This is a genomic window from Rhodococcus sp. WS1 (assembly GCF_003797745.1).
Taxonomy (GTDB): Bacteria; Actinomycetota; Actinomycetes; order Mycobacteriales; family Mycobacteriaceae; genus Rhodococcus_F; species Rhodococcus_F erythropolis.
This window is the reverse complement of sequence record NZ_RKLZ01000001.1, coordinates 1560081-1585933: the sequence shown is the minus strand read 5'-3', so window position 1 is coordinate 1585933 and position 25853 is coordinate 1560081. Positions and strand designations below refer to the sequence as shown.

At 63.7% G+C, this 25853-nt stretch carries 28 protein-coding genes; 16 read left to right on the top strand and 12 right to left on the bottom strand.

Features of this window, described 5'->3' with window-relative positions:
• The first annotated feature begins 93 nt into the window (after nucleotides 1-93).
• Complete coding sequence (locus EEB12_RS07210) at nucleotides 94-1110, top strand: ABC transporter permease (protein WP_141487560.1); 1017 nt, start codon at nucleotides 94-96, stop codon at nucleotides 1108-1110.
• Nucleotides 1111-1150: 40 nt separating this feature from the next.
• Here EEB12_RS07210 and EEB12_RS07205 read toward each other — a convergent pair whose 3' ends face one another.
• Together EEB12_RS07205 and EEB12_RS07200 are read right to left on the bottom strand one after the other, a co-directional pair.
• Nucleotides 1151-3082, bottom strand: a complete 1932-nt coding sequence (locus EEB12_RS07205) for an acyl-CoA dehydrogenase (protein ID WP_024487810.1) — start codon at nucleotides 3080-3082, stop codon at nucleotides 1151-1153.
• A gap of 59 nt (nucleotides 3083-3141) precedes the next feature.
• Nucleotides 3142-3489 carry a hypothetical protein gene (locus tag EEB12_RS07200; protein ID WP_141487559.1) on the bottom strand — a complete coding sequence of 116 codons (348 nt, stop codon included), beginning with the start codon at nucleotides 3487-3489 and terminating at the stop codon, nucleotides 3142-3144.
• Nucleotides 3490-3599: 110 nt separating this feature from the next.
• On the opposite strand from EEB12_RS07200, the gene hemL reads away from it, so the two are divergent.
• The 7 genes from hemL to EEB12_RS07165 all read left to right on the top strand — a co-directional run bounded on the left by hemL (nucleotide 3600) and on the right by EEB12_RS07165 (nucleotide 11541).
• On the top strand, nucleotides 3600-4925 hold the full coding sequence (gene hemL / locus EEB12_RS07195) for a glutamate-1-semialdehyde 2,1-aminomutase (RefSeq protein WP_141487558.1): 1326 nt from the start codon (nucleotides 3600-3602) through the stop codon (nucleotides 4923-4925).
• Between the two features lie 67 nt (nucleotides 4926-4992).
• Complete coding sequence (locus EEB12_RS07190; RefSeq protein ID WP_003941868.1) at nucleotides 4993-5652, top strand: histidine phosphatase family protein; 660 nt, start codon at nucleotides 4993-4995, stop codon at nucleotides 5650-5652.
• Complete coding sequence (locus tag EEB12_RS07185) at nucleotides 5649-6254, top strand: TlpA disulfide reductase family protein (RefSeq protein WP_141487557.1); 606 nt, start codon at nucleotides 5649-5651, stop codon at nucleotides 6252-6254. The genes EEB12_RS07190 and EEB12_RS07185 overlap by 4 nt, the downstream gene beginning before the upstream one ends.
• Before the next feature lie 2 nt (nucleotides 6255-6256).
• Complete coding sequence (locus tag EEB12_RS07180) at nucleotides 6257-7105, top strand: cytochrome c biogenesis CcdA family protein (RefSeq protein WP_003941906.1); 849 nt, start codon at nucleotides 6257-6259, stop codon at nucleotides 7103-7105.
• Complete coding sequence (locus EEB12_RS07175; protein WP_021333939.1) at nucleotides 7102-8766, top strand: cytochrome c biogenesis protein ResB; 1665 nt, start codon at nucleotides 7102-7104, stop codon at nucleotides 8764-8766. Before EEB12_RS07180 ends, EEB12_RS07175 begins: the two co-directional genes overlap by 4 nt.
• Nucleotides 8763-9725, top strand: a complete 963-nt coding sequence (gene ccsB / locus EEB12_RS07170; protein ID WP_019744351.1) for a c-type cytochrome biogenesis protein CcsB — start codon at nucleotides 8763-8765, stop codon at nucleotides 9723-9725. The genes EEB12_RS07175 and ccsB overlap by 4 nt, the downstream gene beginning before the upstream one ends.
• A 472-nt stretch (nucleotides 9726-10197) precedes the next feature.
• Nucleotides 10198-11541, top strand: coding sequence for an AAA family ATPase (locus tag EEB12_RS07165; RefSeq protein WP_410055706.1), 1344 nt, complete (start codon nucleotides 10198-10200; stop codon nucleotides 11539-11541).
• A 25-nt stretch (nucleotides 11542-11566) separates the two neighbouring features.
• Here EEB12_RS07165 and EEB12_RS07160 read toward each other — a convergent pair whose 3' ends face one another.
• Both EEB12_RS07160 and EEB12_RS07155 read right to left on the bottom strand, forming a co-directional pair.
• On the bottom strand, nucleotides 11567-11773 hold the full coding sequence (locus EEB12_RS07160; RefSeq protein WP_019744349.1) for a hypothetical protein: 207 nt from the start codon (nucleotides 11771-11773) through the stop codon (nucleotides 11567-11569).
• Nucleotides 11774-11937: 164 nt separating this feature from the next.
• Nucleotides 11938-12150 carry a BldC family transcriptional regulator gene (locus tag EEB12_RS07155; protein WP_003942029.1) on the bottom strand — a complete coding sequence of 71 codons (213 nt, stop codon included), beginning with the start codon at nucleotides 12148-12150 and terminating at the stop codon, nucleotides 11938-11940.
• 291 nt (nucleotides 12151-12441) lie between these two features.
• On the opposite strand from EEB12_RS07155, the gene EEB12_RS07150 reads away from it, so the two are divergent.
• On the top strand, nucleotides 12442-12828 hold the full coding sequence (locus EEB12_RS07150; RefSeq protein WP_019744347.1) for a DUF4229 domain-containing protein: 387 nt from the start codon (nucleotides 12442-12444) through the stop codon (nucleotides 12826-12828).
• Nucleotides 12825-13928 (top strand): PLP-dependent cysteine synthase family protein, encoded by a 1104-nt coding sequence (locus EEB12_RS07145; RefSeq protein WP_019744346.1) that lies wholly within the window; start codon nucleotides 12825-12827, stop codon nucleotides 13926-13928. The genes EEB12_RS07150 and EEB12_RS07145 overlap by 4 nt, the downstream gene beginning before the upstream one ends.
• Here the strand turns inward: EEB12_RS07145 and EEB12_RS07140 are convergent.
• Nucleotides 13826-14449, bottom strand: coding sequence for a GNAT family N-acetyltransferase (locus EEB12_RS07140; protein ID WP_019744345.1), 624 nt, complete (start codon nucleotides 14447-14449; stop codon nucleotides 13826-13828). The genes EEB12_RS07145 and EEB12_RS07140 overlap by 103 nt on opposite strands.
• Nucleotides 14450-14571: 122 nt before the next feature.
• Here EEB12_RS07140 and EEB12_RS07135 point away from each other — a divergent pair, with 122 nt between their 5' ends.
• From EEB12_RS07135 to EEB12_RS07120, 4 genes are read left to right on the top strand one after another with little or no spacing between them, the layout of a single operon-like run.
• On the top strand, nucleotides 14572-15309 hold the full coding sequence (locus EEB12_RS07135; RefSeq protein ID WP_003941959.1) for a lysophospholipid acyltransferase family protein: 738 nt from the start codon (nucleotides 14572-14574) through the stop codon (nucleotides 15307-15309).
• 54 nt (nucleotides 15310-15363) lie between these two features.
• The gene (locus EEB12_RS07130; RefSeq protein WP_003941869.1) at nucleotides 15364-15615 is read left to right on the top strand and encodes an HTH domain-containing protein; all 252 of its coding nucleotides are present in this window, start codon (nucleotides 15364-15366) and stop codon (nucleotides 15613-15615) included.
• Between the two features lie 5 nt (nucleotides 15616-15620).
• Complete coding sequence (locus EEB12_RS07125) at nucleotides 15621-16187, top strand: Clp protease N-terminal domain-containing protein (protein ID WP_020906798.1); 567 nt, start codon at nucleotides 15621-15623, stop codon at nucleotides 16185-16187.
• A gap of 49 nt (nucleotides 16188-16236) precedes the next feature.
• Nucleotides 16237-16617 carry a phage holin family protein gene (locus EEB12_RS07120; protein WP_003941998.1) on the top strand — a complete coding sequence of 127 codons (381 nt, stop codon included), beginning with the start codon at nucleotides 16237-16239 and terminating at the stop codon, nucleotides 16615-16617.
• Nucleotides 16618-16629: 12 nt separating this feature from the next.
• Here EEB12_RS07120 and EEB12_RS07115 read toward each other — a convergent pair whose 3' ends face one another.
• On the bottom strand, nucleotides 16630-17499 hold the full coding sequence (locus tag EEB12_RS07115) for a 1,4-dihydroxy-2-naphthoate polyprenyltransferase (protein WP_019744341.1): 870 nt from the start codon (nucleotides 17497-17499) through the stop codon (nucleotides 16630-16632).
• Nucleotides 17500-17548: 49 nt separating this feature from the next.
• On the opposite strand from EEB12_RS07115, the gene EEB12_RS07110 reads away from it, so the two are divergent.
• Nucleotides 17549-20797, top strand: coding sequence for a BTAD domain-containing putative transcriptional regulator (locus EEB12_RS07110; protein ID WP_141487555.1), 3249 nt, complete (start codon nucleotides 17549-17551; stop codon nucleotides 20795-20797).
• 21 nt (nucleotides 20798-20818) lie between these two features.
• On the opposite strand, the gene EEB12_RS07105 is transcribed toward EEB12_RS07110, so the two are convergent.
• Together EEB12_RS07105 and EEB12_RS07100 are read right to left on the bottom strand one after the other, a co-directional pair.
• Entirely contained in the window at nucleotides 20819-21646 is an 828-nt protein-coding gene (locus EEB12_RS07105; RefSeq protein ID WP_003941848.1) for an ABC transporter permease, read from the bottom strand.
• Entirely contained in the window at nucleotides 21643-22650 is a 1008-nt protein-coding gene (locus tag EEB12_RS07100) for a daunorubicin resistance protein DrrA family ABC transporter ATP-binding protein (protein WP_003941960.1), read from the bottom strand. The genes EEB12_RS07105 and EEB12_RS07100 overlap by 4 nt, the downstream gene beginning before the upstream one ends.
• A 154-nt stretch (nucleotides 22651-22804) precedes the next feature.
• Here EEB12_RS07100 and EEB12_RS07095 point away from each other — a divergent pair, with 154 nt between their 5' ends.
• Nucleotides 22805-23698 carry a hypothetical protein gene (locus EEB12_RS07095; protein ID WP_220095786.1) on the top strand — a complete coding sequence of 298 codons (894 nt, stop codon included), beginning with the start codon at nucleotides 22805-22807 and terminating at the stop codon, nucleotides 23696-23698.
• A 54-nt stretch (nucleotides 23699-23752) separates the two neighbouring features.
• On the opposite strand, the gene menE is transcribed toward EEB12_RS07095, so the two are convergent.
• The 4 genes from menE to EEB12_RS07075 are packed head-to-tail and all read right to left on the bottom strand — an operon-like array spanning nucleotide 23753 to nucleotide 25849.
• Nucleotides 23753-24892: an o-succinylbenzoate--CoA ligase gene (gene menE, locus EEB12_RS07090; protein WP_141487554.1), complete on the bottom strand. Its 1140-nt coding sequence runs from the start codon at nucleotides 24890-24892 to the stop codon at nucleotides 23753-23755.
• Nucleotides 24889-25191, bottom strand: coding sequence for a DUF3349 domain-containing protein (locus tag EEB12_RS07085; protein WP_019744336.1), 303 nt, complete (start codon nucleotides 25189-25191; stop codon nucleotides 24889-24891). The genes menE and EEB12_RS07085 overlap by 4 nt, the downstream gene beginning before the upstream one ends.
• 4 nt (nucleotides 25192-25195) lie before the next feature.
• Nucleotides 25196-25531, bottom strand: a complete 336-nt coding sequence (locus EEB12_RS07080; RefSeq protein WP_019744335.1) for a DUF3349 domain-containing protein — start codon at nucleotides 25529-25531, stop codon at nucleotides 25196-25198.
• Between the two features lie 54 nt (nucleotides 25532-25585).
• Complete coding sequence (locus EEB12_RS07075) at nucleotides 25586-25849, bottom strand: membrane protein (protein ID WP_019744334.1); 264 nt, start codon at nucleotides 25847-25849, stop codon at nucleotides 25586-25588.
• Between the last annotated feature and the right edge of the window lie 4 nt (nucleotides 25850-25853).

Genomic DNA, 25853 nt, shown 5'->3' with positions numbered 1-25853 from the left:
AACGGCGTTGACTCTAACGTGTCAACAGTGTTGACTGTTGAGTCTGTCAACGGTGTTGACAGCTAGATGTGGTTAGTGAAGAGAGTGTGAAATATGACAGATACCGATGTCCGCGTTCCCAGTGAAGAGGTCGTCGATCCGCCGACCAACTGGAAGATGGTGGGCAGTGGACTCGCGTTTCCGCTGTTCTTCGTCATCATGTTCTGCCTGTGTTACGTCAGCGCGTTCCACTCGCCGATGCCGAACCAGGCACCGATCGTGGTGGTTGGTCCAGCATCTGTGACGGCGTCGTTGATCGAGGGAATCGAAGCCACGTCTGGCGACAAATTCGACCTCGTCGCCACAGAGAACTCGGCTGACGCGATCTCGCGCATCGACAACCGTGACGCTATCGGCGCCGTCGAGATCGGTGACACCGTGACCGCACATATCGCCACCGGTGCGGGCGCCTCGACGGTTTCCGTGGTGAGCAGCTTGGCGCATTCCGTCGCGGAGCAGACGGGGCAGCAGGTCACGGTGATCGACTCGGCGCCCGTCACGGCGCGCGACTCCTCGACCGTCGGGCTCTTCTACTTCCTGATCGTCTGCACCCTCGGTGGCTACTTGACCATCACGGTGCTCAGTCAGGTTGCGCCGAGAATGCGGCTGCGAGAGCAGTATTCGATCCTGGCCGGTGCGGCGATACTCACCCCGCTCATAGCCTTCGGAATCACCAGCATCTTCATGCACGCCTTCGGGGCGTCGGTCGGTCAGATCCTACAACTGCTGGGAATCTCGATGGTCTACACGTTCACCGTCGGTGCGGTGAGCATCCTGCTCAATCGACTGCTCGGCCAAGCCGCGATCTTCGCGGTGCTGACGGTGCTCGTCTTCATCAACTTCCCGAGTTCGGGCGGTGCGATCCCGGTGTCGTTCCTGCCCGGATTCTGGCAGCACATCCATTCGTTCTGGCTCGGATCAGCGGCCATGGAGCCCATCCGCTCCGTCATCTACTTCGATGGGAACGGCGCCGGACCGCGCCTGCTCGTTCTGGGGATCTGGCTGGTCGCGGCACTCGGCCTGACCGGACTGCTTGCCTCTCGGCAGTCGAAGAAGGCAGCAGCGCACTGAGCGTGGTGGGGCCGGCGATTGCCGACCCCACCCGAACTGTTTACTTCAGCCGTACGGCGTCCGTGCCCGGCCCGTCCAACATCGCCGACCCCAGCAGGATGTCCGGGATGCCGAAGCCGTCGATCAGCGTCTCGACGTGCGGGCGCAGGGTGCGGCACCGCTCGTTGATCCCGCGCGTCACGGCCTTCGAACGCTCCACCGACAGATGCCGGTGCTCCATGAACCAGGCCTTGTCCTCCTCGATGACGGACAGTGCGTAGAGGTCGCACACCTCGCCGAAGAGTTCCTTCGCGGTCTCGTCCTCACACGAGTCGATGCCGGCGACGAATGCTTCCAGGATGACGCGCTCGATGTGCGCCTGAGCGGCTTTGAGCACGTGGTCCTGCACGAAGTTGAACGCGTCGAACGGGTTCTCCTCGCGTTTCTGCGCTGCCTGCAATCGCCTTGCCGCAGTGGCGAGTAGGTACTCCTCGCGGTCTTCGAACATCTTCATCTGGGTGCCGCGGTTGAAGAGGCTGCCGTCCTCTTCGTTGTCCTGGCGAGTGTCGACGATCGTCTGCAGGATCTGCTGCGCTGCCGTGCGCTTCTTGACCACGTCGGAGACCGTCGTAGCCGCGAAGCGCATCCAGTCGACCGGGCTCATGCCGCGGACTTCGTCGGCGTACGAGGTGAGGAGTTCTTTTGCGACCAACTGCGTCAGAACGTGGTTGTCACCCTCGAACGTGGTGAAGACGTCAGTGTCAGCCTTGAGCGCGGTGAGGCGGTTCTCCGCGAGATAGCCTGCGCCACCACAGGCTTCGCGTGCTTCCTGGATTGCCCGAGTGGCATGCCACGTGTTGGCGGCCTTGAGTCCGGCGGCGCGACCCTCGAGTTCGCGCTGCTCCTGCGGGTCCGGGTCGTCGCTGCTCTGAATGTCGTGCATCGCGGCGACCAGTTCGTTCTGTGCGAACTGCAGAGCGTACGAGCGGGCGATCAACGGCAGCAGACGCTTCTGATGGACGAGGTAGTCCATGATCAGGACCTCGTCGTCACTCTTCGGAGCACTGAACTGCCTGCGCTGCAGGGCATATCGACCGGCAATGGCCAATCCCACGCGGGCGGCCGCTGCCGCCGAACCACCGACGGTGACACGTCCACGAACCAATGTGCCGACCATCGTGAAGAACCGACGGTTCGGGTTCTCGATCGCCGAGCTGTACGTGCCGTCCTCGGCGACGTCGGCGTAACGGTTGAGCAGGTTCTCACGCGGGATGCGGACCTGGTCGAAGACGATGCGGCCGTTGTCGACTCCGGGCAGTCCACCCTTGAGCCCGCAGTCGGACGTCGTCACTCCGGGGAGGTCGTTGCCGGCGTCGTCACGAATCGGCACGACAAAGCAGTGGACGCCCTGGCTTTCGCCTCCGGTGATCAGCTGTGCGAACACTGCCGCGACAGTGGCGTGCTGGGCAGCGCCGCCGATGTAGTCCTTGCGAGAAGACGGGGTGGGGGAGTTGACGACGAACTCGCCCGTCTCGACGTCGTAGGTTGCCGTGGTTTCGAGTTCCTGGACGTCGCTGCCGTGACCGGTCTCGGTCATCGCAAAGCAACCGAGCAGGTCCAGGTCGATCAGCGGCTTGACGTACGCCTGGTGGTGACGCTCGGTGCCGAGGTTTTCGATGGCGCCGCCGAACAGTCCCCACTGCACGCCGGCCTTGACCATCAGTGAGAGGTCGGACATCGCGAGCATCTCGATGCTGGTGACGGCGCCACCCGCGTCGCCCGTTCCGCCGTGAGAGACCGCGAAACCGTTTGCGGCGTAGCCGAGATCGGCGAGGACCCGCATCTGTTCGAGAGCCTTGGAGCGCGCAATGGCGGTGTTGGGTGTGTAGTGCGGAGCAAAACGTTCGTCGTTCAATTCGCCGCGAACGCGCTCACGCACCTCCCGCCAGCGTCCGTCGAGTGTTGTCCTGAGGTGGTCCGCTGTGGTGGCCATGGAACCGACGATAGCGCGTAGCGCACCGCGGGCAACCCGGTTCGATCCCAACCTCACATTCAGCAGGAGCCCGCGGCACCCGCTTCGATTCCTTGGCGGAAGAGTTCCTTCTCGCTCTCGGACATAGCCTGGTACGAAGGGTCGTTCTCGACGATCTTCAGGAAGTCGGCGCCCGCCGTCTGTGTCGACGTGTCGCCGCTCTGAACACGCTGCTGAACGTAGACGGACACTGCCGAACACCCGCCGAGAAACGCCGGGTCGGTGCTCGTTGCCACGGTGGTTCGAGCCGAGTCTGTGGCGCTCGGCGGCGACGAAACTGTCGCCTTGTCGTCGTTCGAAGCGTCCGAACCACACGATGTGAGAAGAATCGCAGCCGAGACCATCAGCGTCGTCAACAGTCGCTTCATGCTCGGAATCGTCTCACGCGGGGCCCGGTTCGACCGGAAAACTCGCCTCGAGCACCGAAGTCCTACACCCTGTCGTTGTCAGATTCGACAGAACTGGGACACTGGAAGCCGTGACTGTGTCTTCCGGTGATCCCGACGTGCATGCAACGAACTCCGCTCGGCTCTTCGAACGTGCCGGCAACGTGATTCCGGGTGGCGTCAACTCGCCCGTCCGCGCGTTCGGTTCGGTCGGTGGAACACCGCGATTCATTCGCGAAGCATCCGGCTACACCCTCACCGACGTCGACGGGAACAATTACGTCGACCTGGTGTCGTCCTGGGGTCCGATGATTCTCGGGCACGCTCACCCGGCAGTCGTCGAAGCCGTTCGCGAAGCAGCGCTCGGCGGTCTCTCCTTCGGTGCGCCGACCGAAGGCGAAGTTGCCCTCGCCGAGGAAATCGTCGCCCGCGTCGCGCCCGTGGAAAAGGTTCGCCTGGTCAACTCCGGAACCGAAGCCACGATGAGCGCAGTCCGCCTCGCCCGCGGATTCACCGGACGCACCAAGATCATCAAGTTCTCCGGTTGCTACCACGGCCACGTCGACGCCCTTCTCGCCGACGCCGGATCGGGCCTCGCGACGTTCGGGCTGCCGACCTCGCCCGGCGTGACCGGCGCTCAAGCCGAAGACACCATCGTCGTCCGCTACAACGATCTCGATGCAGTCGCCGCGGCGTTCGCCGCCAACCCCGGCGCCATCGCGTGCGTCATCACCGAAGCTGCCGCCGGAAACATGGGCGCCGTCGCACCGCTTCCCGGTTTCAACGAGGGTCTGCGTCGTCTCACCCGTGAGCACGGCGCACTCCTGATCATGGACGAAGTGATGACGGGATTCCGCGTCAGCGCCTCGGGTTGGTACGGCATCGACAACGTCGCCGGCGACCTCTACACCTTCGGCAAGGTCATGAGCGGCGGCCTGCCTGCCGCAGCCTTCGGCGGCCGCGCCGACATCATGGGCCACCTCGCGCCGGACGGTCCCGTGTACCAGGCCGGCACCCTCTCGGGTAACCCCGTGGCCGTCGCCGCCGGACTCGCGAGTCTGCGCGCCGCCGACGCCGAGGTGTACGCCAAGCTCGGCCGGAACGCGACCGCCCTCGGCGACCTCATGACCGAAGCACTCACCGCCGAAGGCGTCGAACACCGTGTGCAGTACGCCGGCACCTTGGTGAGCGTGTTCTTCACCGAGAACACGGTGACCAACTACGACGAAGCCAAAGCCGCGCAGACCTGGCGATTCCCCGCCTTCTTCCACGCGTTGCTCTCCCGCGGCGTGTACCCGCCGCCGAGCGCGTTCGAAGCGTGGTTCGTCTCCGCTGCACTCGACGATCGAGCATTCTCGATCATCGCCGACGCCATGCCGCACGCCGCCAAGGCCGCAGCTGCTGCCGTCAAGCCCTGACACGTTCAAGCTCGAGCAACAACCGCACGCTTCCGACATCCATCTTCTTCAGCGAGGACCCTCGACTGTGACCGACGCCGATCACCCCGACCACACGTCCACCCGCACCATCGTCCACGTCCTTCGCCACGGCGAAGTTCACAACCCGCGCGGGATCCTCTACGGACGGCTCCCGGGCTTCCGGTTGTCGGTGGCGGGCGAAGCCCAGGCTCGTGCGGTCGCGTCGGTGCTCGCCGATCACGACATCACCCACGTGGTCGCGTCGCCGCTGCAGCGCGCACAAGAGACCGCAACGCCGATCGCCGAGGCACACAAGCTCGACATCGTCACAGACGAAAACCTCATCGAGGCAGGCAACGAGTTCGAGGGTCTCAAGGTTGCCGTCGGGGACGGTGCGCTCTCACGTCCGCGTCACTGGTGGAAATTGCGTGACCCGTTCACCCCGTCCTGGGGCGAGCCCTACCTGCAGATCGCTCATCGCATGCTCGCAGCCGTCAACGCCGCACGCGTCGCGGCAGTCGGACACGAAGCCGTCGTCGTCAGCCATCAGCTTCCGGTCTGGACACTGCGTCGATTCCTGCAGGGCGAGCGTCTCTGGCACGATCCCCGTCACCGTCAGTGTGGACTGGCCTCGTTGACCTCACTGGTCTACGAAGGCGACACCCTGGTCGACATCGTCTACTCCGAACCTGCCGGTGCCTCAGACCCGAGAGTGACAGGAGCATGATTTCGCGCCGCATCGCCGCAGCATTCGCAGCCGCTGCGTCGGCGATGCTTCTTCTCTCGTCCTGCGCGACCGGCGACGACGCCGTCGCACAGGGCGGAACTTTCGACTTCGTCTCACCGGGCGGGCAGACCAAGATCTTCTACGATCCACCGTCCGACCGAGGCACCATCGGCAAGCTCTCCGGGCCCGATCTGATGAACGAAGGTAAGAAGGTCGGCCTCGACGACTTCGAGGGCAAGGTCGTCGTCCTCAACGTCTGGGGTCAGTGGTGCGGGCCGTGCCGCGCCGAAGCCGACGACCTGGAACAGGTCTACGAGCAGACCAAGGATTCGGGCGTGCAGTTCCTCGGCATCAACGTCCGCGACGACACCAAGAACAAAGCGCAAGACTTCGTGGTCGACAACAAGGTCTCGTACCCGTCGATCTACGACCCGTCGATGCGTTCGCTGATCGCCCTCGGTGACGGCTACCCCACGTCGGTCATTCCGACGACGATCGTCCTGGACCGCCAGCATCGCGTTGCCGCGGTGTTCCTCCAAGAACTTCTCGCCGAGGATTTGCTGCCCGTCGTCCAGCGAGTAGCTCAGGAAGACGCGCAGTAAAGATGACAACCACGACCACCACGCTGCTGGCAGGCAGCGACACACTGAGTGCCGGTGTGGGCGAAGCGTTTCAGAACGCGGCGTCGTCCGGTCCGCTTCTGCTGGCCCTCGGCGCCTGTGTGCTCGCCGGTCTGGTGTCGTTCGCTTCACCGTGCGTCGTGCCGCTCGTCCCCGGCTACCTGTCCTACCTGGCCGGCGTCGTCGGCGCCGACGCCCCCGCGATCACCGCGGACGAGGCGAGGACCCGGACGATCACCCGGAGCAGTCGCCTGAGGGTGGCCGGTGCGGCCGGACTGTTCGTCGCCGGCTTCACCGTCGTCTTCGTTCTCGCGACCGCGTCGGTGTTCGGCGTGATCTCGACTCTGCTCGTCAACCGCGAGGTCCTGATGCGCGTGGGCGGTGTGGTCACGATCGCGATGGGTCTGGTGTTCATCGGACTGATCCCGGCGCTGCAGAAAGACGTCCGTTTCGAACCGCGTCGTGTGTCGTCGCTGGTGGGGGCGCCGCTGCTCGGGGGAGTGTTCGCGCTGGGGTGGACGCCATGCCTCGGGCCGACATTGGCAGGCGTGATGTCCGTAGCCGCGGGAACCGACGGGATGACCGCCGCGCGCGGTGTCACCTTGATCGTCGCGTACTGCATCGGACTCGGCCTGCCGTTCATCATCTTGGCGCTGGGATCGGCGCGTGCGCTGACCGGCGTCGGCTGGTTGCGTCGTAATGCACGCACCATTCAAATTTTCGGCGGAATCATGTTGGTGGCAGTGGGAATCGCCCTCGTCACAGGCGCGTGGGACCAGTTCGTCGGCTGGGTTCGCGACGCATTTATCTCGGAGGTGACGCTGCCGATATGACAGCTGACGACAATAACGACAACCCGACACCCGTGCTGCCGAAGCAGTCGGTGATCGGTCGAGTCGTTGCACTCGGGCGCAACACCTGGCGCGGGCTCACCTCGATGCGGACCGCGCTGGTTCTGCTGTTCCTCCTCGCACTCGCGGCGATCCCCGGCGCCCTGCTGCCACAACGAACCCTCAACGAGGGCAAGGTCGCCGACTACATCGCCGCGCGTCCGACGCTCGGTCCGTGGATGGACCGCCTCGAACTGTTCGACGTGTTCAGCAGCTTCTGGTTCACCGCGATCTACGCTTTGCTCTTCATCTCGCTGGTCGGCTGCATCCTGCCGCGTTGCGTGGAGCACGCGAAGGCGCTGCGCACCCGTCCGGTGAATGCGCCGCGCAATCTTGCTCGCCTGCCGCACCACACCAAGAGCGTCGTCGACGGCGAGACTCCCGACGAACTTGCTGCCCGTGTGTCGAAAGAACTACGCGGGTGGCGCGTTGAAACGCGTCGCGGCGATACGAAATCACGACGCGAAGGCGAGATCACCATCTCGGCGGAGAAGGGATACCTCCGCGAATTCGGCAACCTCGTGTTCCACCTGTCCCTGGTCGGATTGTTGATCGCGATTGCCGCGGGCAAGTTGTTCGGCTACGAGGGCAATCGCATCGTCATCGCCAACGACGGCCCCGGATTCTGCACGACTTCGCCGGCAGTGTTCGACTCGTTCGTCGCGGGCCTGAGCCTCGACGGCACCGGCATGACTCCGCTGTGTGTCCGTGTGAAGAATTTCCAGGCCGACTACCTCGAGACCGGTCAGGCCGAGATGTTCACCTCGGACATCTCGTACCAGGCAGGCGACGACCTCGAGTCCGATACCTGGCGGGACACGACCATCCAGGTGAACCACCCGCTGCGGATCGCCGGCGATCGTGTGTACCTGCAGGGACACGGATACGCGCCGACATTCACCGTCACGTTCCCGAACGGTGAGACCCGCACCGAGACGCTCCAGTGGCGTCCGGACGACGCCACGACGTTCCTGAGTAGTGGCGCGATGCGTTTCGACCCGCCGGGCGGCATGTATCCCGATACGGACGAGCGCCGGAAGAACCAGATTGCCATCGAAGGATTGTTCGCGCCCACAGCGCTGTTCCACGGCAACCTGCTGTCGTCGAGTTACCCGGCGATGAACGATCCGGCAGTCGCCATCGACATCTACAAGGGTGATACCGGACTCGATACCGGTAACCCGCAATCGCTGTTCGAGCTCAACACCGAACTGATCAATCAGGGCCGGCTGGTCAAGCAGGACCGAGTCAATCTGTTCCCGGGTGAGAGCGCGACGCTTGCCGACGGAACTCAGGTGCGATTCGATGGTGCCGTCGACTTCGTCAACCTGCAGGTCTCCCACGATCCCGCTCAGGTGTGGGTACTGGTTTCAGCGTTGACGATGATGGCGGGGCTACTCGTCTCGCTCGTGATCAAGCGTCGCCGCGTCTGGGCACGTATCTATCCAGATGACGAACGACGTACTGTAGTAGAACTTGGTGGGCTTGCCCGCACCGACCACGCAGGCTGGGGCGACGAGTTCGACCGCCTCGCCGACCGCTTGCTGAAAAGCAATCCGACCACCGCGGTGAACCAACCGCACGCGCAGGAGAACGCCCGATGACAACCAACGAGACACTCGCGCAGTACAGCGACTGGGCCTTCAAGTCCGCCTTCACCGTGCTTGTGCTGGCGTTTGTGCTGCTCATCGTGCAGTACGCGTCGGCCAGAGCAAAGGCGGTTCAGGACAAGGAACTGGTCTCTGCCGGCGGAGTCGACGCGTCCGTGCCTGGCAGGGTCGCGGAGACTCCGACCAAGTCGCTCTCGGAGCGATTCGGCGGAATGGGCCGAGCTGTCTTGGTTGTCGGAACGGTACTGATCATCGCGTCGATCGTGCTCCGCGGATTTGCGACGGAACGATTCCCACTCGGCAACATGTACGAATTCGTGGCGATGGCGTGTGCGGCGTCGTTGCTGGTCGGGCACGTCCTGCTGATCAAGCCGGCGTACCGTCCGATGTGGGTCTTCCTGCTGGTACCGGTTCTGATCTTGATGTTCCTCGCCGGCACGGTTCTCTACGCCGACGCGGCTCCCGTGGTTCCGGCGCTGCGCTCGTACTGGCTGCCGATTCACGTGACGATCGTCAGCGTCGGCTCCGGCATCTTCATGATCGGCGGTATCGCCAGCCTCCTGTTCCTGTTGCGACTGAAGTTCCCGCCCGGTGACGAAGGCACGAGCATCGGCGGCCGGATCGCGGAGCGACTGCCGGACGCCCAGACGCTCGACCGCTTGGCATACAAGAGCACGATCATCGCATTTCCGCTGTTCGGCGCAGGTGTGATCCTCGGTGCGATCTGGGCGGAAGCTGCATGGGGACGCTTCTGGGGTTGGGACCCCAAAGAGACGATGTCCTTCATCGCCTGGGTGATCTACGCGGCCTACCTGCACGCGAGGGCAACGTCTGGTTGGCGGGAGACGAAGGCTGCCTGGATCAACATCGCCGGATTCGTTGCGATGCTGTTCAATCTCTTCATCATCAACATGGTCGTGTCCGGCTTGCACTCCTACGCGGGACTCAACTGATCCTCTCGAGGTACCGTGGGTGGCTGCCGACCGGTCTGTAGGTATTACCGGTGGGTAAGTCAGGGGCGGCGCCAGCTACGATGCAGCTTGGTGAATTACTAGCTGTCTGGTAGCTGCGGGATCGACGAGGGGGAACTGCGAGATGGCCGACAAGATCGAAGACGCCGGAGCAGGATTGTGGGAGCCGGTGCGTCCTGCCGAGCCGACGCGGCGCGAGCTGCGCACATCCGCGCCCGAGCCGTCATCCGACTCGGTTCCCAGTGATGTTCGCAGTCTCTTCGTGGCCCCGGTCGACTCCGGCCCGCTCCAGCAAGTCGCCGGCCAGGCGCCCGGTGCACCTGCCGCTCCGCCGCCGACGACGACGACCCCAGCGACTCCGGCGGCGCCGGTACCAGGTCCCAAGACTCCGGTCATCCAGTATCCGGCAGCACAGCCCGGCCCGATCAACGGCCAGTTCTCGACCTCGCCCGCGATGCCGATGCAGACCTACGAACCTACGAATCGTGCAGGGTCGGTTCCGGATTCGCGAACTGGAGCTCCGCAGCCTGTCCAGAATTCGCAGCCTGTCCAGAATCCGCTGCCTGTCCAGAATCCGCTGCCTGTCCAGAATTCGCAGCCCAGTCCGACCGCGCATGGATCCGCGAGACCGCTCCAGCACCCGCAGGCACCTTTTGCGCCCGGCGTGCATCCGCCAAATCCCGTGATTCGGCAGTTCGGGCACCCCGGCGCTGCGCCGGTGCAGAACGGCCACGCCCTCCAGAATGGTCAGGCCATGCCGATGGCCCCGCCGACAGCGCCACCTACTCGCGCTCCGATGCCGCAGACCGGATTCAACTCGGCTCCGGACAGTCGCTTCGAGTCGGCTCTCCCGATGACTGCGCAAGATCTCTCGGCTGCGCTCCTCGTCAAGCGGCCTGTCCGGCCTGCCCCGGTGGGTGGCTGGCGCAAGGCGCTGTACACGTTGTCCGGCCGATCGGTGAACCTCGGAAACGGTGCAAAGGAGCAGCACCTCGTCGAGTTGACGCGCCAGATCAACCAGCCGCTGCAGGGCTGCTACAAGGTTGCGGTGCTCAGTCTCAAAGGTGGCGTCGGAAAGACCACGACCACTGCGACACTTGGGTCGATGTTCGGCTCGATCCGCGGCGATCGCGTCGTCGCTGTCGATGCAAACCCCGACCGGGGAACGCTGAGCCAGAAGATCCCGCTCGAAACTCCGGCAACAGTGCGAAACCTGTTGCGCGACGAGAACAGTATCGAGAAGTACAGCGACGTCCGCGGCTACACATCGCAGAATCGCCACCGTCTCGAAGTGCTTGCATCCGACAGCGATCCAGCAGTTTCAGAGGCCTTCAGCGGCGGGGACTACACGCGCACGGTCGACATGCTCGAGAAGTTCTACAGCATAGTTCTGACCGACTGCGGCACCGGATTGATGCACTCGGCGATGCAGGCCATTCTCGAAGGTGCAGATTCGTTGATCGTCGTCAGTTCCGGATCTGTCGACGGTGCACGTAGCGCCTCCGCGACACTTGATTGGCTCGACGCTCACGGTTACAGCAGGCTGGTCGCCACGTCCGTAGCGGTCATCAACGCGGTACGGCCTCGCTCGGGCAAGGTTGATCTGCCCCGGGTCGTCGAGCATTTCGAGCAGCGCTGTCGAGCGGTGAGACTGATTCCGTTCGATCCGCATTTGGAAGAGGGCGCCGAAATCGATCTGGACCGGCTGCGTCCAGGTACTCGGGAAGCGGTGCTGGAGTTGGCTGCGGTGGTTGCGCAGGACTTTCCGGCCTCCCCGTTCGCGTTGCCGGGGCGGTAATCGGATAGCCGGGTGAGCCCGGACGCTACGTCGACGTGTCAGTCGGCGGTACGTCCGGCCCTTCCGTGCGCTTGCGTCGTGTTTGCTGGTTCACATTCCACAGGAATTCGGGATCGTCGTCCGGCCCGCGTACGCCGCTCACCGGGGTACGCGTCGACGGATCGGGGCCGAACGCCTTCCACATCAGAACGATCAATGTCACCAAACCCACCAACGCCAACAGATACAACACGGCGCACCTCCTCAGGGAACTGAAGTCGAGCCTACTCAGTCTCCGGCCCGCTTCACCAGAAGTGGTGCGGACAAGCGTTTCGGCTCAGTGCGCTAGTGCTGTATCTGTCGGGTACTGCAAGATCTGTCGGGTACTACAAGTACTTCGACGTGAGCGAAAGTTGCTCAGTTGTTGTCCGCTTCGGTGGTCAGCGAGCGCAGAAGCTGCATGACCTCGGTCTCACGGAATCGACGATGTCCTCCTGGTGTGCGAAGCGAGCCCAGTCGTCCTGCGTGTGCCCAGCGGGTCACGGTCTTGGGATCGACATGAAACAATGCCGCTACCTGTCCGGGCGTCATGAGTGCGTCTGCGGCGGTATTGAAGGTTGGTGCGCTCATTGTGAGGTCCTCCATGTTGATGTCGAACGTTTGACGAACAGTGATTCCGAACCGAGCAGTGATTCCGAACTTTGGTTCCGAACCGTTGTGTCGACCAGTTGCCAAAAACCTGCGTCGAGTTTGTTTCGAAGTCCTTCGCACACATTCGACCGTTTTCTGAGTGGTAGCGCAATGTTTGCACAGATATAGCCGGGTAGTCGATCTTTCAAGATAAAGTAATGTTTAAGTAAAGGACAAAATGGATATAGCGGGCTCAGTCCCACCCGTATTCGGAATGGGTAACCTGAGAGGGTGAGTCAGTTGTCTGAAAACCCCGAAAATGTTCCTTCTGAGCCGGTCAAGGCCAGTAAACCCTCCGCAAACTCTGGGCAAGCAAAGTCGGCTGCCGGGCCGGTGACCAAGGGTCAACTGGCCCGCGACGTGGTGCTGTACTCGGTCGCTCGGCTGCTGCTTGTCGTCGTGATCGGTGCCGTCATCATCGGTGGCGGAAAGCTCGCCGGCACCGACGTTCCCTTGATCGTCGCGGCACTTTTCGCAGTTCTGATCGCGCTGCCGCTGTCGCTGCTGCTCTTCGCGAAACTGCGCAAGCGTGTCAATGCGGGCATCGCGGCGGTCGACGCCCAGCGTCGGTCCGATCGTGACGATCTTCGCTCCAAGCTGCGCGGAGACGGGCGGTGACCACGGAGTCGCTCGACGTCGACCGTCGGACCTCGCGCCAGTGGGTCGACAACGCGGTGCGGCTGATCGAAGCCGACGCGCAACGCAGCGCGGACACTCACCTACTGCGCTATCCGCTGCCGAGTAACTGGACCGTCCAGCTCTATCTGAAGGACGAGTCGACCCACATCACGGGAAGTCTCAAGCATCGACTCGCACGGTCGCTTTTCCTCTACGCGATCTGCAACGGCTGGGTTACCGAAGAGACCACCGTCATCGAAGCGTCGTCAGGTTCGACGGCTGTCAGCGAGGCGTATTTCGCGAAGTTGCTCGGCCTGGATTTTGTCGCGGTGATGCCCGCGAGCACGAGTCCCGCCAAGATCGCACTGATCGAGGCGCAGGGTGGACGTTGTCATTTCGTGAGCGATCCGTCCTCGATCTACTCGGAATCACATCGGCTCGCGAGTGAGTTGAACGGTCACTACATGGACCAGTTCACTCACGCCGAGCGCGCGACGGACTGGCGTGGAAACAACAACATCGCCGAATCGATCTTCACTCAGCTCGAGCACGAGGAACATCCGATTCCCGACTGGGTGGTCGTCGGAGCCGGGACGGGCGGAACCGGCGCCACGATCGGCCGCTTTCTTCGCTATCGGAAATTCGACACGGGGCTGTGCGTGGTAGATCCGGAGCACTCCGTGTTCTTCGACGCGTGGCGAGCGAGCGATCCGTCGATCGTCGGTACACGGGGTTCCCGGATCGAGGGCATCGGCCGTCCGCGCGTCGAACCGTCGTTTGTCGGTCAGGTGGTCGACCGAATGATCAAGGTGCCGGACGCAGGCTCGATCGCGGCCGCCCGGCACGCCAGCACAGCCCTGGGGCGCAAAGTAGGTGGCTCGACGGGGACGAACCTGTGGGGAGCTTTTGCGTTGATTGCCGAGATGATGGCAGCCGGGCGCAGCGGCAGCGTCGTCACGCTGCTGTGCGACGGCGGAGAGCGTTACTCGGGCACGTACTACAACGACGAATGGGTGGCGTCGGAAGGGATCGACCTGCTCGGTCCGACGGCAGTGTTGGACGAGTTCGTACGTTCCGGTGCGTGGACCGCCAGTTCCTGAATCGCCGGCGCCGGACCGTGTGACGGGCGGCTCATCGTCACGCGCGGCCAGGCGTCCAGCCCGGACGCCTGCTCGTCCGTTCTGATGCGTATCAGGCCGGGAGAGAGCGTGTTCTCGGCCAGGCGCACGAACCCGAGTCGCTCGTAGTACGGCGCGTTCCACGGAACGTCGACGAACGTCGTCAGAGTCACGAGATCGTGGTGGTGGTCCGCCGCCCATTCGGTGACGGCGTCGATCAGCTGAGCTCCGAGGCCTTTGCGGGCATGATCGGGGTGAACGGAGACCTGTTCGATATGTGCACCGCCGTCCACGATCTCGACGAGCGCGTACGCAACGGGTACGTCGTTTGCGTCGGTCTGAACCCAGATGTGCTCGGCTGCGAGAAAATCGTTCAACTCGTCGAGCGTCGGCGGTGGATCGTCTGCGATGGCGTCCATCCCGATGTCTCGGAACGGTTCGCCCGCGGCGATCTCGATCTGTTGCAGTGCGGGTAGGTCGGTGGATATGGCCGAGCGGATCACAGAAACCGTTTTACCTCGAGAGTGGAGTTTCTCCCAGCGCTACGCCTTCTGTAACGCAAACCTACGCAACCGTAGGTTGTGTATCGTTTGGTCAAGGGGCACTTCTCCAGCGAGGGCGGATCATGGGCAATCCTGAAGTTTCACTCGACAATTACGAGGCTGTGTACGAGTACTACCGCAGTCATCAGCAGAACCGATTTGTGGCGAAGCTCGCTTATGCCGCATTGGCGCTGAAGTACCGCCCGCGAGTGAGGTACGCGCCGGGTGCGGAAGCGGCGCTGAAGACTCTGCTGGAACGAAAGACGCAGTTGGTCGTGGCAGTCAATCATCTGACCGAGAGCGACCAGTTCACGCTCGCGGCGACCGCGTGGCGTACTCCGTTGCGTCGAGTGATCGGACGGACCCGGGTCCTCGCCAAAGACGAACTCTTCGTTGATCCTTCACAGCGCAAGAAGGTCGACATGATGGGCAGCATCCCGGTTTTTCGCAGCAAGAACTACGGCCTCCGGGCTGTTTCGGATGCCGGCCGAGTGATGATGGACGTCGCGGCCGAGCGGCTGGGCAACGGGGACTGTCTGGCGATTTTCCCGGAAGGGACGTGCAACACCGAAGACCCGACGCGGCTGCAGCACGTCAACAGCGGAATCGGCCACATCGTCGCGCGCGCCGAGAAGTTGGGCTGCTCACCGGCCCTGGTGTCGATCGGCATCAATTACGGTCCGGTGGCCGGCGACGTCAAGGCTGCGAGTGTCTTTGTCGGAATGCCGGTGACCGAACTTCCGGACAAGCCGATGGATATCGCCCGAACTGTGCAGGCCGACTTGCAGGTGGCAGTGAACGGAGCCGTCGCCGGATACTAGGCGTGCCTGTCAATTTTGGTTGACAGATTTCGGTTGTCAACCTAAATTGACATCATGACCGAAGCAACCTCTCTCGCTGCTGCCGCCGGTAGCCCGGATCCCACCGAGGGATTGCGTGCTGTTCGAGCGCTGCGTCGTCTACTCGAAAAACTCGAGGCCATTCAGGTCGCCAACGCGCGCCGTCACGGATGGTCCTGGCAGGCGATCGCGGAAGCTCTCGAGGTCAGCCGTCAAGCCGTCCACAAGAAATACGCGTCCGCGCAGTCGGAATCGATGCTGCGTTCACTGCGCGAGAAGGGCAGGTAATTGCCATGTTCGAAAGGTTCTCCGCACAGGCTCGTGGCGTCGTTGTCGATGCTGTCGCCGGATCCGGTCCGGTCACGCCGATGGAACTTCTGACCGCGCTGCTCACCTCTGATCGGGGCATCGCCACCGAGGTGCTCACCGAGTCCGGTGTCTCCCTCGACGTGATCCACCACGCCGGCGCCGGATCGAACGAAGGTAGCTCGAACAATTTCGACGACGACGCCGAGATACTCAAGTCGATCGGCATCGATCTCGATGCGGTTCGGGAGAGTCTCGAGCAGTCCTTCGGCGAAGGTGTGCTGGACGAGACTCCTGTGCCGGACGGCGTCGACACTTCTCGCAAGAGTCGATTTGGGTTCCCTCGTTCACGATTCGAGAAGGACTCCAAGAAGGTGTTGGAACTCTCGCTTCGTGAAGCGCTCGCGCACAAGGACAATCGAATCGGTGCCGAACACATCCTGCTCGGCATCCTGCGTGTCGCCGACGGGCCTACCCGTCAGGCCCTCGAAACGCAGGTCACGATGTCGGTGATCCGTGAGCGCTTGGAAGCGAAGATGAATCGCGCCGCCTAGATTCGGTACGGCTCCGCATGCACGGGGCGGGATGTGCCAGCATTCAGACATGACATTTCTGGCACGTCTCATCATCAACGGCATAGCCATCTGGCTGGCGTCGGCGTGGGTCACCGGCATCACGATCGCCAACCACGACAACGGCACCTGGGGCACGGTTCTCGTGATCGCGGTGATCGCTTTGATCTTCACGGTGGTCAACGCCTTCATCAAGCCGGTAGTGCAGCTTCTCTCACTACCGCTGCTCATCCTGACCCTCGGACTGTTCACGCTGGTGATCAACGCCCTGATGCTGATGCTGACGGCGTGGATCTCGTCCGGAACGTCCTACGGCTTGACGGTCGACGGCTTCTGGACGGCAGTCTGGGGCGCGCTGATCATCTCGATCGTGAACTTTCTGCTCAGCGCGTTCGTCCCCGACAACCGTTGAGTACGTCGACGTTCAGGCGAGACTGAGCGCAACTGCGGTCGCGGCACCCCAGACGAGCATGGCGAGTCCGGTGTCGCGCAACGCGGGGATCAGGGCCATACCCTGACCGCCGGAACGCAGTGGGGCGTTGGCTCGGATTGCCAGTGGCAACGCCAGCAATCCGAGCAGGGCCCACGGAGTACGCAGGATCAGCAGCAAGGTCGCGACGAACGGGACGGCCAGCAGGATCACGTGCAGCGTGCGGGTCTTCGCGTCGCCGAGCCGGACTGCGAGAGTGATCTTTCCGGACTCGGTGTCGGTCGGGATGTCTCGAAGATTGTTGGCAACGAGCACCGCGCTCGAGAACGAGCCGATGGCGATCGCGCCGGCCAGCCCGGCCAGATCCACCCGTTCGGCCTGTACGAATTGAGTTCCCAGCACTGCGATCAGCCCGAAGAAGATGAACACGGCGATCTCGCCGAACCCGCTGTATCCGTACGGCTTCTTGCCGCCGGTGTAGAACCAGGCACCGATGATGCAGAACACGCCGACCGCAACCAGCCACCAGGCTGTGGTCGCCGCCAGAACGAACCCGGCTACCGCGGCAACGGTGAAGCAGCTGATCGCTGCGGCCTTCACAGCTCCGGGACTGACCAACTTCGATCCGACCAAGCGCAGTGGCCCGACGCGGTCGTCGTCCGTTCCGCGGATTCCGTCGGAGTAGTCGTTCGCGAAATTCACCCCGACGATCAAGGCCAAGGAGACGATCAGTGCCAGGAGCGCCTTCCACCACACTGCGAGGTCCAGGGACGCCGCGGCTCCGGTGCCGACCAGCACGGGCGCAATCGCGTTCGGGAGTGTGCGCGGCCTCGCGCCTTCGATCCATTGAGCAGCTGTTGCCATACAACGATCTTTGCACTGTGCAATACGATCGAACGCGGTGGATCAGCACATGACTCGAGACGTGAGTGAGCGCGCCAGGTACGCGCAGTCGGGCGAAGACCCGGCAGACATTGCCTTGCTCGGACCCATTTCGACCAAAGTGGGCGATCGTCTGGTTCCGTTGCCGGGTCCGCGAGCTCGAACTCTGCTGGTTGCGCTGGCTCGCAATCCGGGTGAGCCCCGTACCGCGCAGAGCCTGATCGACGACGTCTGGGGGCTGGAGCCGCCGCGCTCACCGATGAACGCCCTCCACACTCAGGTCTCGCGCCTGCGATCTGCACTTCCGGACGGGGCGCTCGAAGTCACGGCGGCCGGATACCGGCTCACTCTCGCTCGGGAGCGTGTCGACCTGGCCCGGGCAGCGGACGCCGTCCGTCGTCTGCGCGCCGGCGGCGCTGACGCGTCCGAGGCACTCGCCGTCACGACCGCGGCGCTGCGCCTGTGGCGCGGTACCCCCGGGAGCGACGTGGTCGGCGACGTCGCAGATCGTCTGGCGCTCGACGCGGGCCGCGTGTACGACGAACTGGAGTCCGCGCAGATCGACGCGTTGCTCACGTTGGGGGAGTACGCGGCCGCCATTCCACTGGTGCGCGGACGCCATCTGTCGAGCCCGTTCGACGACACAGCGGCCGAAGCGTTGATGCGTGCGCTCGCCGGAGCCGGCCGAGTCAACGAGGCACTCGAAGTATTCGCGGAGTTCCGCAACCACCTCGCCAATCGCCTGGGCGCTGATCCGTCACCCGCACTGGTGACTCTGAACACGGAACTTCTCGGGGCACCTGCGGCAACACCGCGAGCTGCGCGGGCGATCGGTCTACGCGCTGCCCCCAACACCTTGCTCGGTCGCGACAGCGACATCGACCAGATCGAATCCTTGCTGGCTCGCTCACGTGTGGTCACCATTCTCGGACCTGGTGGCGCCGGAAAAACCCGTCTCGCACACGAATTGGGCCTACGCGGATCCGTGAACCAGCCTGGCGTCGCGGTGGTACTCGTGGAGTTGGCGTCGTTGCGCAGCAGCGAAGATGTCATCGCGGCCATCGGCGGCACCCTCGGAATCAGCGAATCCGATCTGGCGCCAGGCAAATTGACCGTCGGCCGGACGCATTCGGCGCGAGAGCGACTCAAAGAGGCGCTGTCCGCCGGCCCGATGTTGCTCATCCTCGACAATTGTGAGCACGTGATCGGCGCGTGTTCGGAGATCGTGGCCGAGATGATCGCGGCCGGTCGTCAGCTGACGGTACTGACCACCAGTCGTTCGCCGCTCATGATCAGTGCCGAGGCGGTGTACCCGTTGCCGCCGTTGGCGATCGACGACGGAACCGGCTCGGCAGTCGAACTCTTCTCGGCGAGAGCACGTGCGGTGCGGCCGTCCGTTCATCTGGACGTCGACGCGGTCGTCAAGCTGTGTACGACGCTCGACGGACTCCCGTTGGCGATCGAACTCGCGGCTGCCCGGGTCCGCACGATGAGCGTCGACGAGATCGGTTCGAGACTGCGAGATCGGTTCGCGTTGTTGCGCTCCGATGATCCGACGTCTCCGGATCGGCATCGCACTCTGCACGCGGTGATCGACTGGAGCTGGAATCTGTTGGGCAGCGGGGATCAGATTGCGCTGCGTCGATTGTGCCGATTCCCGGCAGGTTTCACTCTTTCCTCGGCGCAGGCCGTTGCCGGGTGGGGAGAGTTGAACGATGTGGCCGGCGCTGTCGAAGCGCTGGTCAATCAGTCACTTCTTTCCGTCAGCGACGGGCAGGGTGAGCTTCGGTACTACATGCTCGAGACGGTCCGTGAATACGGCGAGGAGCAGCTCGCCGCGTCCGGAGAGGGGCCGGAAGTGATCCGGCGCCTGGATGTCTGGGCAATCGCGATCGCAGAGGACGCCGTCGTGCGTGCACGCACGGATCAGTTGCGTCTGATTGCCGACCTCGACGCCGAGCACGACAACCTTCTGGCTGTTCTTCGCTGGGCTGTCGAGCGCGGCGACGCGGTGACCGTAGCCAACGTCTTTCCCGTCCTCGCGATTCTGTGGGCCGTACGAGGATCGAATTCGGAAGTCTCGAACTGGGCGTCGAAGATCGTCGGGGCGACCGCGGACAACGATCTACGCGATGTAAATGCAGAATTGGTGGGCGCGACGTTCATCCTGGTGGCGATGCATCTGTTTTTCGCGGAGACCGATCGAAACCATGCCCGCGCGCGGGTTCGTCTTCGAAAGCTGTTGCGTGAGCGCGATGATCTCGGTCCGTTGTTCGCATTTCTGATCAAGCTGACCACGAGTGGGATCGCCAACCACAGACTTGCGCGTTTGGTTGCGGAAGGCGTTCGCAGTTCCGACCCCGAGACCCGAATGGCTGCGCTGTCCGCGCGTTCGAATATGCGCGAGAACATCGGGGATCTGCGGGGCGCTTTGCTGGACGGGGAAGCGTTGTTCGACTACGCGACCAATGCCGGTGACGAGTGGGGCCTTGCGATGGCGGCCCAGCATGTCGGGTCGGTCCACAGCCAATCCGCGCGATATGGCGAAGCCATCGAGTTCTACGCGATTGCGGCGGCGTCGATGGAACGCCTCGGTGCACGTGACGAGGCGATGCAGCTCATCTGCTTTCAAGCCGGAGCAATGATCGCATCCGGTGACACCGCCGGCGGGCGAACACTTCTCGATCGGGCACGTCCGGCCTTGGCGCACTCGGGTGGGACCGGTGCCATCGAAACCGATCAACGGCGCGCGGCGCTGATGGCGAGCATCGCCGAGGCGGATCTCGCGGACGGCCGAGTCGAAGAAGGGTTGGCCAGGTATCGAGAAGCACTGGAGTTGTTGGGCTCTGCGATCGAGAACATCTTCGGTGATCCCTTCGTCGTTCTGCTCGGTGCTGCGGCCGTGTGTGCTCACGTCGTTCACGGCCGACATGAACTCGTGGCAAGTCGTGTTCTGCAGATGAAGGATTCGAGTGCTCTCAAGTTCGATCCCAAGGGTTATGCGGACCTGCCGCTCGCGGGTTCCTTGGCGTCGGCGATCGGGTCGTTCGATCTTGTCACGGGCAACATCGATCGAGGGGTCGAACTGATGGCTCTGTCGTTGAAAATGCCAGGGAGACAGGACTTCGTCTCGCTCCACCATGCGCGCCTCTCCGACTTCGCGGTTGGTGTGGTCGGAGCCGACAGGTGGTCTGTTGAAACCGAGAAGGTGTCGGGCTACTCACGCAGAGCGGTCCGCGAAGCAGTGTTGGCTGCGCTTCGCGGACCGGTGCTGGATTAGGTCTGGACGATGTTGCGGGACTTAGGTCTTGCGCATGTACATCCGCACGGTCAGGGGCGCCATGACGGCAACGATCACCGCGGCGCCGACCAACGACCACACGACGTGGATACCGAAGTGACCGTCGTTGGCCAGCTCGCGAACCGCGGTCACCAAGTGTGAGACCGGATTGACGTTCACGAACTTCTGAAGCCAACTCGGCATGGTGGCAGGATCGACGAACGCATTCGACAGGAACGTCAGCGGGAACAGCACGAGCATCGAAACACCCTGCACCGTAGACGCTTTGTTCATCAGCACGCCCATGAGGGCGAAGATCCAGCTGATGGAGAACGCGCACACCATGACCAGGATCGCGGCGGACAGAATGCCGACCACGCCGCCTGCGGGGCGGTATCCCATCGCGAAACCGACGATGAACGTGATGGTCGTTGCGATGCCGTAGCGCACGACGTCGGCGAGCAATGCGCCGGACAGCGGGGCGATACGAGCGATGGGAAGGGATTTGAAGCGGTCGAACACGCCCTTGTCCATGTCCTCACGAAGCTGAGTGCCCGTGACGATGGAACCGGTGATGACGGTCTGGACGAGGATGCCGGGGATGATCGTCGGCAGATATGCCGTCACGTCACCGGCGATCGCGCCGCCGAAGATGTACGTGAACATCAACGTGAAGATGATCGGCTGGATGACGACGTCGAACAGTTGCTCCGGGTTGTGCTTGATCTTGAGAATTCCGCGGTACGCCATCGTGAACGTGTTCGCGAAGCTCTGCTGCAGGCTGATACGGCGGGGTGCGGCATCCGGCTGGGCTATCGGCGACCGGGGTTTTGTGAGGGTGGTTGTCATGCGACGCTCCGATCGGAGTCGTTGTCGGACTGGGCGTCGTTGCGTCCACCGTCTTCGGGCTGGTGCCCGGTAATGGTCAGGAACACTTCGTCCAGGCTGGGTTTCTGTACGTTGATCTCGTCGACGGCAATTCCTTGCTCACGCAGACGGATCAACAGGTCCGCAGTGATCGACGGGTCGCTCAGTGGTGCGGTGATCCGCCCGACTTCGGGGGTGACACCCACCTCGACGCTCAGCGCAGCCGCGATGAGCGAGCGAGCTTCCTCGGTTCGGTCACGGTCGACCAACTTGAGCTGGAGGGAGGAGATCCCGACCGAAGCCTTGAGTTCGTCGGCGGTGCCGTTGGCGATCACGCGACCGCGGTCGATCACCGCGATGCGATCGGCCAACTGATCGGCCTCGTCGAGGTACTGCGTGGTGAGCAACACTGTCGAGCCCTCGGCGACGAGTCGCCGGATGGTCACCCACATCTGGGCGCGGGTGCGCGGATCCAGTCCGGTGGTGGGCTCGTCGAGGAACAGGAGCGGCGGGCGAGCGATCAGGCTGGCCGCCAGATCCAGGCGCCGACGCATACCACCGGAGAAGTTCTTCAGCGGTTTGGTCGCGGCCTCGACCAGGTCGAACTCCTCGAGGAGTTCGAGGGACTTGGTGCGCGCATCGCGGCGGCTCAGGCCGAGCAACCGGGAGAAGATCACGAGGTTCTCGGTCGCGGTCAGATCCTCGTCGACGGAGGCGTACTGCCCGGTGACGCCGATCAGGGAGCGGACCGCGGTGGGTTCACGGCTGACGTCGTGACCGAAGATGCGCGCCTCACCGCCGTCGGGGCGAAGGAGGGTGGCGAGCATGCGGACAGTGGTGGTCTTGCCGGCGCCGTTCGGCCCGAGGACGCCGAACACCGAGCCGGTGGGGACGGTGAGGCTGACGCCGTCGACCGCGCGGTGCTCGCCGAACTTCTTGACGAGTCCGTCGGCCTCGATGGCAAGAGGCGAAGCTGTGTGGTTCATGGGATGAAGCTTGGCAGATCGATCTTGCATGGACCTTGCGTGGAACTTGCGGTTACTTGCACAGCGCGCGAGGTCGGTGCTCCACAACCGGCAAACAATCCCCAGACGGATCTTGCTTGTCGGTGTGCGGGCGCGGCGGCATCACGCTCGCTGCATGGAGATTCTCACGCGGGCACAGGCTCACCGCGACGGCACCAGCGACGCGCAGTTGCAGCGAGCGGTCAGGCGCGGCGAGCTGCACCGAATCGCAGCGGGGATCTACATGCGCGCCGATCACTTCCGCGAACTCGATGCGAGAGCACGCCACCGCTGCGCTGTCATGGTAGCCACCGAAAGCTGTGGACCAGGCGCAATCGTGAGCCACGCTTCGGCAGCGGTCATGCACGGATTGGATTGCGGCGGATTGCGATTGGGCACCGTGCACATGACGCGTAACCGGTGCTCGGGTGGGCGGAAGAGTCAAACCTTGCATCTTCATCCGGCAGTGGTCCCGGCCGAGGAGGTCGTGCTGATCGACGGCGTCGCAACCACGTCGCTTGCGCGAACGTTCGTCGACCTCGCACGGACGACGCCGTTCGAGACCGCCGTGGTGATCGGTGATTGCGCCCTGCGACGTGGGATGAGGCGTGAGAACGTCGACGCTTCGCTCGATCATGCGCGCGGACGGCTGGGAATGAGTCGCGCTCGAGTGGCGGCGACGTTCATCGAACCAGGTGCCGAGAGTCCGGGGGAGTCCATCAGCCGCGTACGCATGCGCGACGACGGTTGGCCGATGCCGACCCTGCAGCACGAGATCCGTCACGGTGGCCGGTTCATCGGGAGAGTCGATTTCTTCTGGAAAGAGCACGGTGTGGTGGGCGAGTTCGACGGGATGGTCAAGTATCGCGGCGACAATCCGGGGAGGGCGGTAGAGCGCGAGAAACTGCGGGAGGACGCGATCCGGGACGCGGGGTTCGAGGTGTTCCGGTGGGTATGGGCGGATCTTCGCGACTTCGAACGTGTCCGCGAAAGGTTCGAGCGGGCTTGCCTCCGCGGAGCCGCGCGCTGATTGTGCAGCCGCGGCGCTGATCAGGCCTGCGGCTGAACAATCGGGCTGCGGCTGCTAGCTGAACCGAGCCACCAGAGCGGCGCGGTCGAGCTTGCCCGGCCCCCGGAGCGGCAGTGCGTCCACGACGAACAGCTCGCGCGGCGCCGCGGTCACGTCGAGTGTCCGCTGAGCATGTGCGCGTAGTTCCTCGAGCGTCGGAGCTTCGCCCTCGGGTACGACCACGGCCACCACCCGCTGCCCCAGCCGCTGGTCCTCGACGCCGATCACCGCGCACTCGCGAACGGCGGGGTGATCGGCCAACGCGGCCTCGACCACCTGCGGTACGACGGTCAGCCCGCCGGTGGAGATTGCCTCGTCCAACCGGCCGCTGATGCGCAGGACTCCGTCGACCACTGCTCCGGCGTCGTCGGTCCGGAACCAACCGGGTTCGGCGAAAGCGGGGTGGTCGGGAAGCCCGCGGTACCCGGACGCGAGCATCGGTCCGCCCAGCAGCACTCGCCCGTCGTCGATACGAATCTGCGCTCCGGACAACGGGATTCCGTCGTAGACGCAACCGCCGGAGGTTTCACTCATCCCGTAGGTACGGACGACGGTGATGCCCGCTTCGGTTGCCTGCGCGAGTACCGGCGCGGGAGTCGCAGCGCCGCCGAGCAGAACCGCGTCGAGTGAAGCCAGCGCCTCGACCGCGGCGCGATCACCGAGCGCCTTGACCAACTGCGTCGGCACCAAGGAGGTGTAGCGGCGCGGTCCGCTCATCGCGGCGACGGCGCCCGGAAGCGCTGCCGGGTCGAAACCCGCACTGACGTCGACGATCACCGGTTGCGTTCCGGCGAGAACACTGCGGAGCAGAACCTGCATGCCGGCGATGTGGTGCGGAGGGAGAACGAGCAACCAGGATCCTGTGCCGCCGAGGCGTTCGTGGGTCGCGTCGCCGCTGGCCCGCAGGGCATCAGCACCGAGCATCGCGCCCTTCGGCGTTCCCGTGGTTCCCGACGTGGCGACTACCAGCGAGACGCCGTCGTCGATGGGCTGATCGGGGTGCAGAGCGTCGCTCAGTCGGGCCGTCTCGCGTGCGTCGGCAGCCGGGACGGGGAGCACGGCGTCGTGCTCGCCGCCCAGGATCTGCGCGACGGCAGGTAATACCTCGAAAGCCGCCTCGCCCTGCGGAACCGCGAGTGTGCGAAGAACGTTCACCGGATGTCCGGCCCGGCAAGGGGCCAACCGCCGTCAGCCAGATGGCTTCGCACGCGGTCGACATCGGTTTCGAGAGGCATCTCGTTGGTGATCTTCGTGATGAGGACCTGGATGTCGGTCTTCTCGATGGGCAGATCGCCGTCCTCGATCAACGCGTCGGCGACGGCGTCGACCTCGGCCTCGGAGAGTCTGCGAGTGAGGAGTGCGAAGAGCGGGATGTAGTCCTGTTCGGGGACGCCATTGGGATAGCCGGCCCGCAACCAGCCGACTATCGACGTGAGGAAGGGCGGAAGAGCCATGACGTCAGCTCACATCTCGAACTTCGTTGTCGGCGTCCACGTCTTCGATAACCGGCCACCCACCTGCGCGCAGTCTTTCGGTGACACGATCGACGTCGTCCTCGGACGGCTCCTCGTTGAGGATCCCCTCGATGATGGCGCGAATCGTGTCGTAGTCGACGTGGCGGTCCGGTACCTCGTGCGCGGACTCGATGGACATCGAAACGACCTGCTCGATCTCCTCGTCGGTCAGACGTCGACGGAGAACCGCGAGCAGGGCGAAATGATCCTTGTCCGGGATGCCCTCGGGGTACCCGGCGCGTAGCCAGTCGAGCACGCTGCGCAATGAATACTTGCTCAAATCCTCGGCCTCATTTTCGTTTCGGTGGTTTCAGTGGTGTGCCGCGACGACCACTCAGAAGACGTGGATTCCGAACGTGCTGGCCAAGAAGTTCTTCATCAACAACAGAATTCCGGCGAAGATCGTGACGAGCACGATCGCAAAACAGAGGTACGCACCCATTTTACCCAGGGTGGTCGGTCCTTCGGTGCCGTCGGGATTCGGCAGGCTCAGCGACTTGAGGCCGAATGCGAAGATCGCCGGCAGTCCCGCTCCGAAGAGCAGTCCTACTGCCACTACCTGCCAGAGCGAATCGAGGGTATCGGTGAGTAGATGCATTCTC

Excerpts from the sequence above, each read along its gene's own strand:
- EEB12_RS07210 (WP_141487560.1), top strand. The coding sequence starts at position 94 with ATGACAGATACCGATGTCCGCGTTCCCAGTGAAGAGGTCGTCGATCCG.
- EEB12_RS07205 (WP_024487810.1), bottom strand. The coding sequence starts at position 3,082 with ATGGCCACCACAGCGGACCACCTCAGGACAACACTCGACGGACGCTGG.
- EEB12_RS07200 (WP_141487559.1), bottom strand. The coding sequence starts at position 3,489 with ATGAAGCGACTGTTGACGACGCTGATGGTCTCGGCTGCGATTCTTCTC.
- EEB12_RS07185 (WP_141487557.1), top strand. The coding sequence starts at position 5,649 with ATGATTTCGCGCCGCATCGCCGCAGCATTCGCAGCCGCTGCGTCGGCG.
- EEB12_RS07180 (WP_003941906.1), top strand. The coding sequence starts at position 6,257 with ATGACAACCACGACCACCACGCTGCTGGCAGGCAGCGACACACTGAGT.
- EEB12_RS07175 (WP_021333939.1), top strand. The coding sequence starts at position 7,102 with ATGACAGCTGACGACAATAACGACAACCCGACACCCGTGCTGCCGAAG.
- ccsB (WP_019744351.1), top strand. The coding sequence starts at position 8,763 with ATGACAACCAACGAGACACTCGCGCAGTACAGCGACTGGGCCTTCAAG.
- EEB12_RS07165 (WP_410055706.1), top strand. The coding sequence starts at position 10,198 with ATGCCGATGCAGACCTACGAACCTACGAATCGTGCAGGGTCGGTTCCG.
- EEB12_RS07155 (WP_003942029.1), bottom strand. The coding sequence starts at position 12,150 with ATGAGCGCACCAACCTTCAATACCGCCGCAGACGCACTCATGACGCCC.
- EEB12_RS07135 (WP_003941959.1), top strand. The coding sequence starts at position 14,572 with ATGGGCAATCCTGAAGTTTCACTCGACAATTACGAGGCTGTGTACGAG.
- EEB12_RS07130 (WP_003941869.1), top strand. The coding sequence starts at position 15,364 with ATGACCGAAGCAACCTCTCTCGCTGCTGCCGCCGGTAGCCCGGATCCC.
- EEB12_RS07125 (WP_020906798.1), top strand. The coding sequence starts at position 15,621 with ATGTTCGAAAGGTTCTCCGCACAGGCTCGTGGCGTCGTTGTCGATGCT.
- EEB12_RS07120 (WP_003941998.1), top strand. The coding sequence starts at position 16,237 with ATGACATTTCTGGCACGTCTCATCATCAACGGCATAGCCATCTGGCTG.
- EEB12_RS07115 (WP_019744341.1), bottom strand. The coding sequence starts at position 17,499 with ATGGCAACAGCTGCTCAATGGATCGAAGGCGCGAGGCCGCGCACACTC.
- EEB12_RS07110 (WP_141487555.1), top strand. The coding sequence starts at position 17,549 with ATGACTCGAGACGTGAGTGAGCGCGCCAGGTACGCGCAGTCGGGCGAA.
- EEB12_RS07105 (WP_003941848.1), bottom strand. The coding sequence starts at position 21,646 with ATGACAACCACCCTCACAAAACCCCGGTCGCCGATAGCCCAGCCGGAT.
- EEB12_RS07100 (WP_003941960.1), bottom strand. The coding sequence starts at position 22,650 with ATGAACCACACAGCTTCGCCTCTTGCCATCGAGGCCGACGGACTCGTC.
- EEB12_RS07095 (WP_220095786.1), top strand. The coding sequence starts at position 22,805 with ATGGAGATTCTCACGCGGGCACAGGCTCACCGCGACGGCACCAGCGAC.
- EEB12_RS07085 (WP_019744336.1), bottom strand. The coding sequence starts at position 25,191 with ATGGCTCTTCCGCCCTTCCTCACGTCGATAGTCGGCTGGTTGCGGGCC.
- EEB12_RS07075 (WP_019744334.1), bottom strand. The coding sequence starts at position 25,849 with ATGCATCTACTCACCGATACCCTCGATTCGCTCTGGCAGGTAGTGGCA.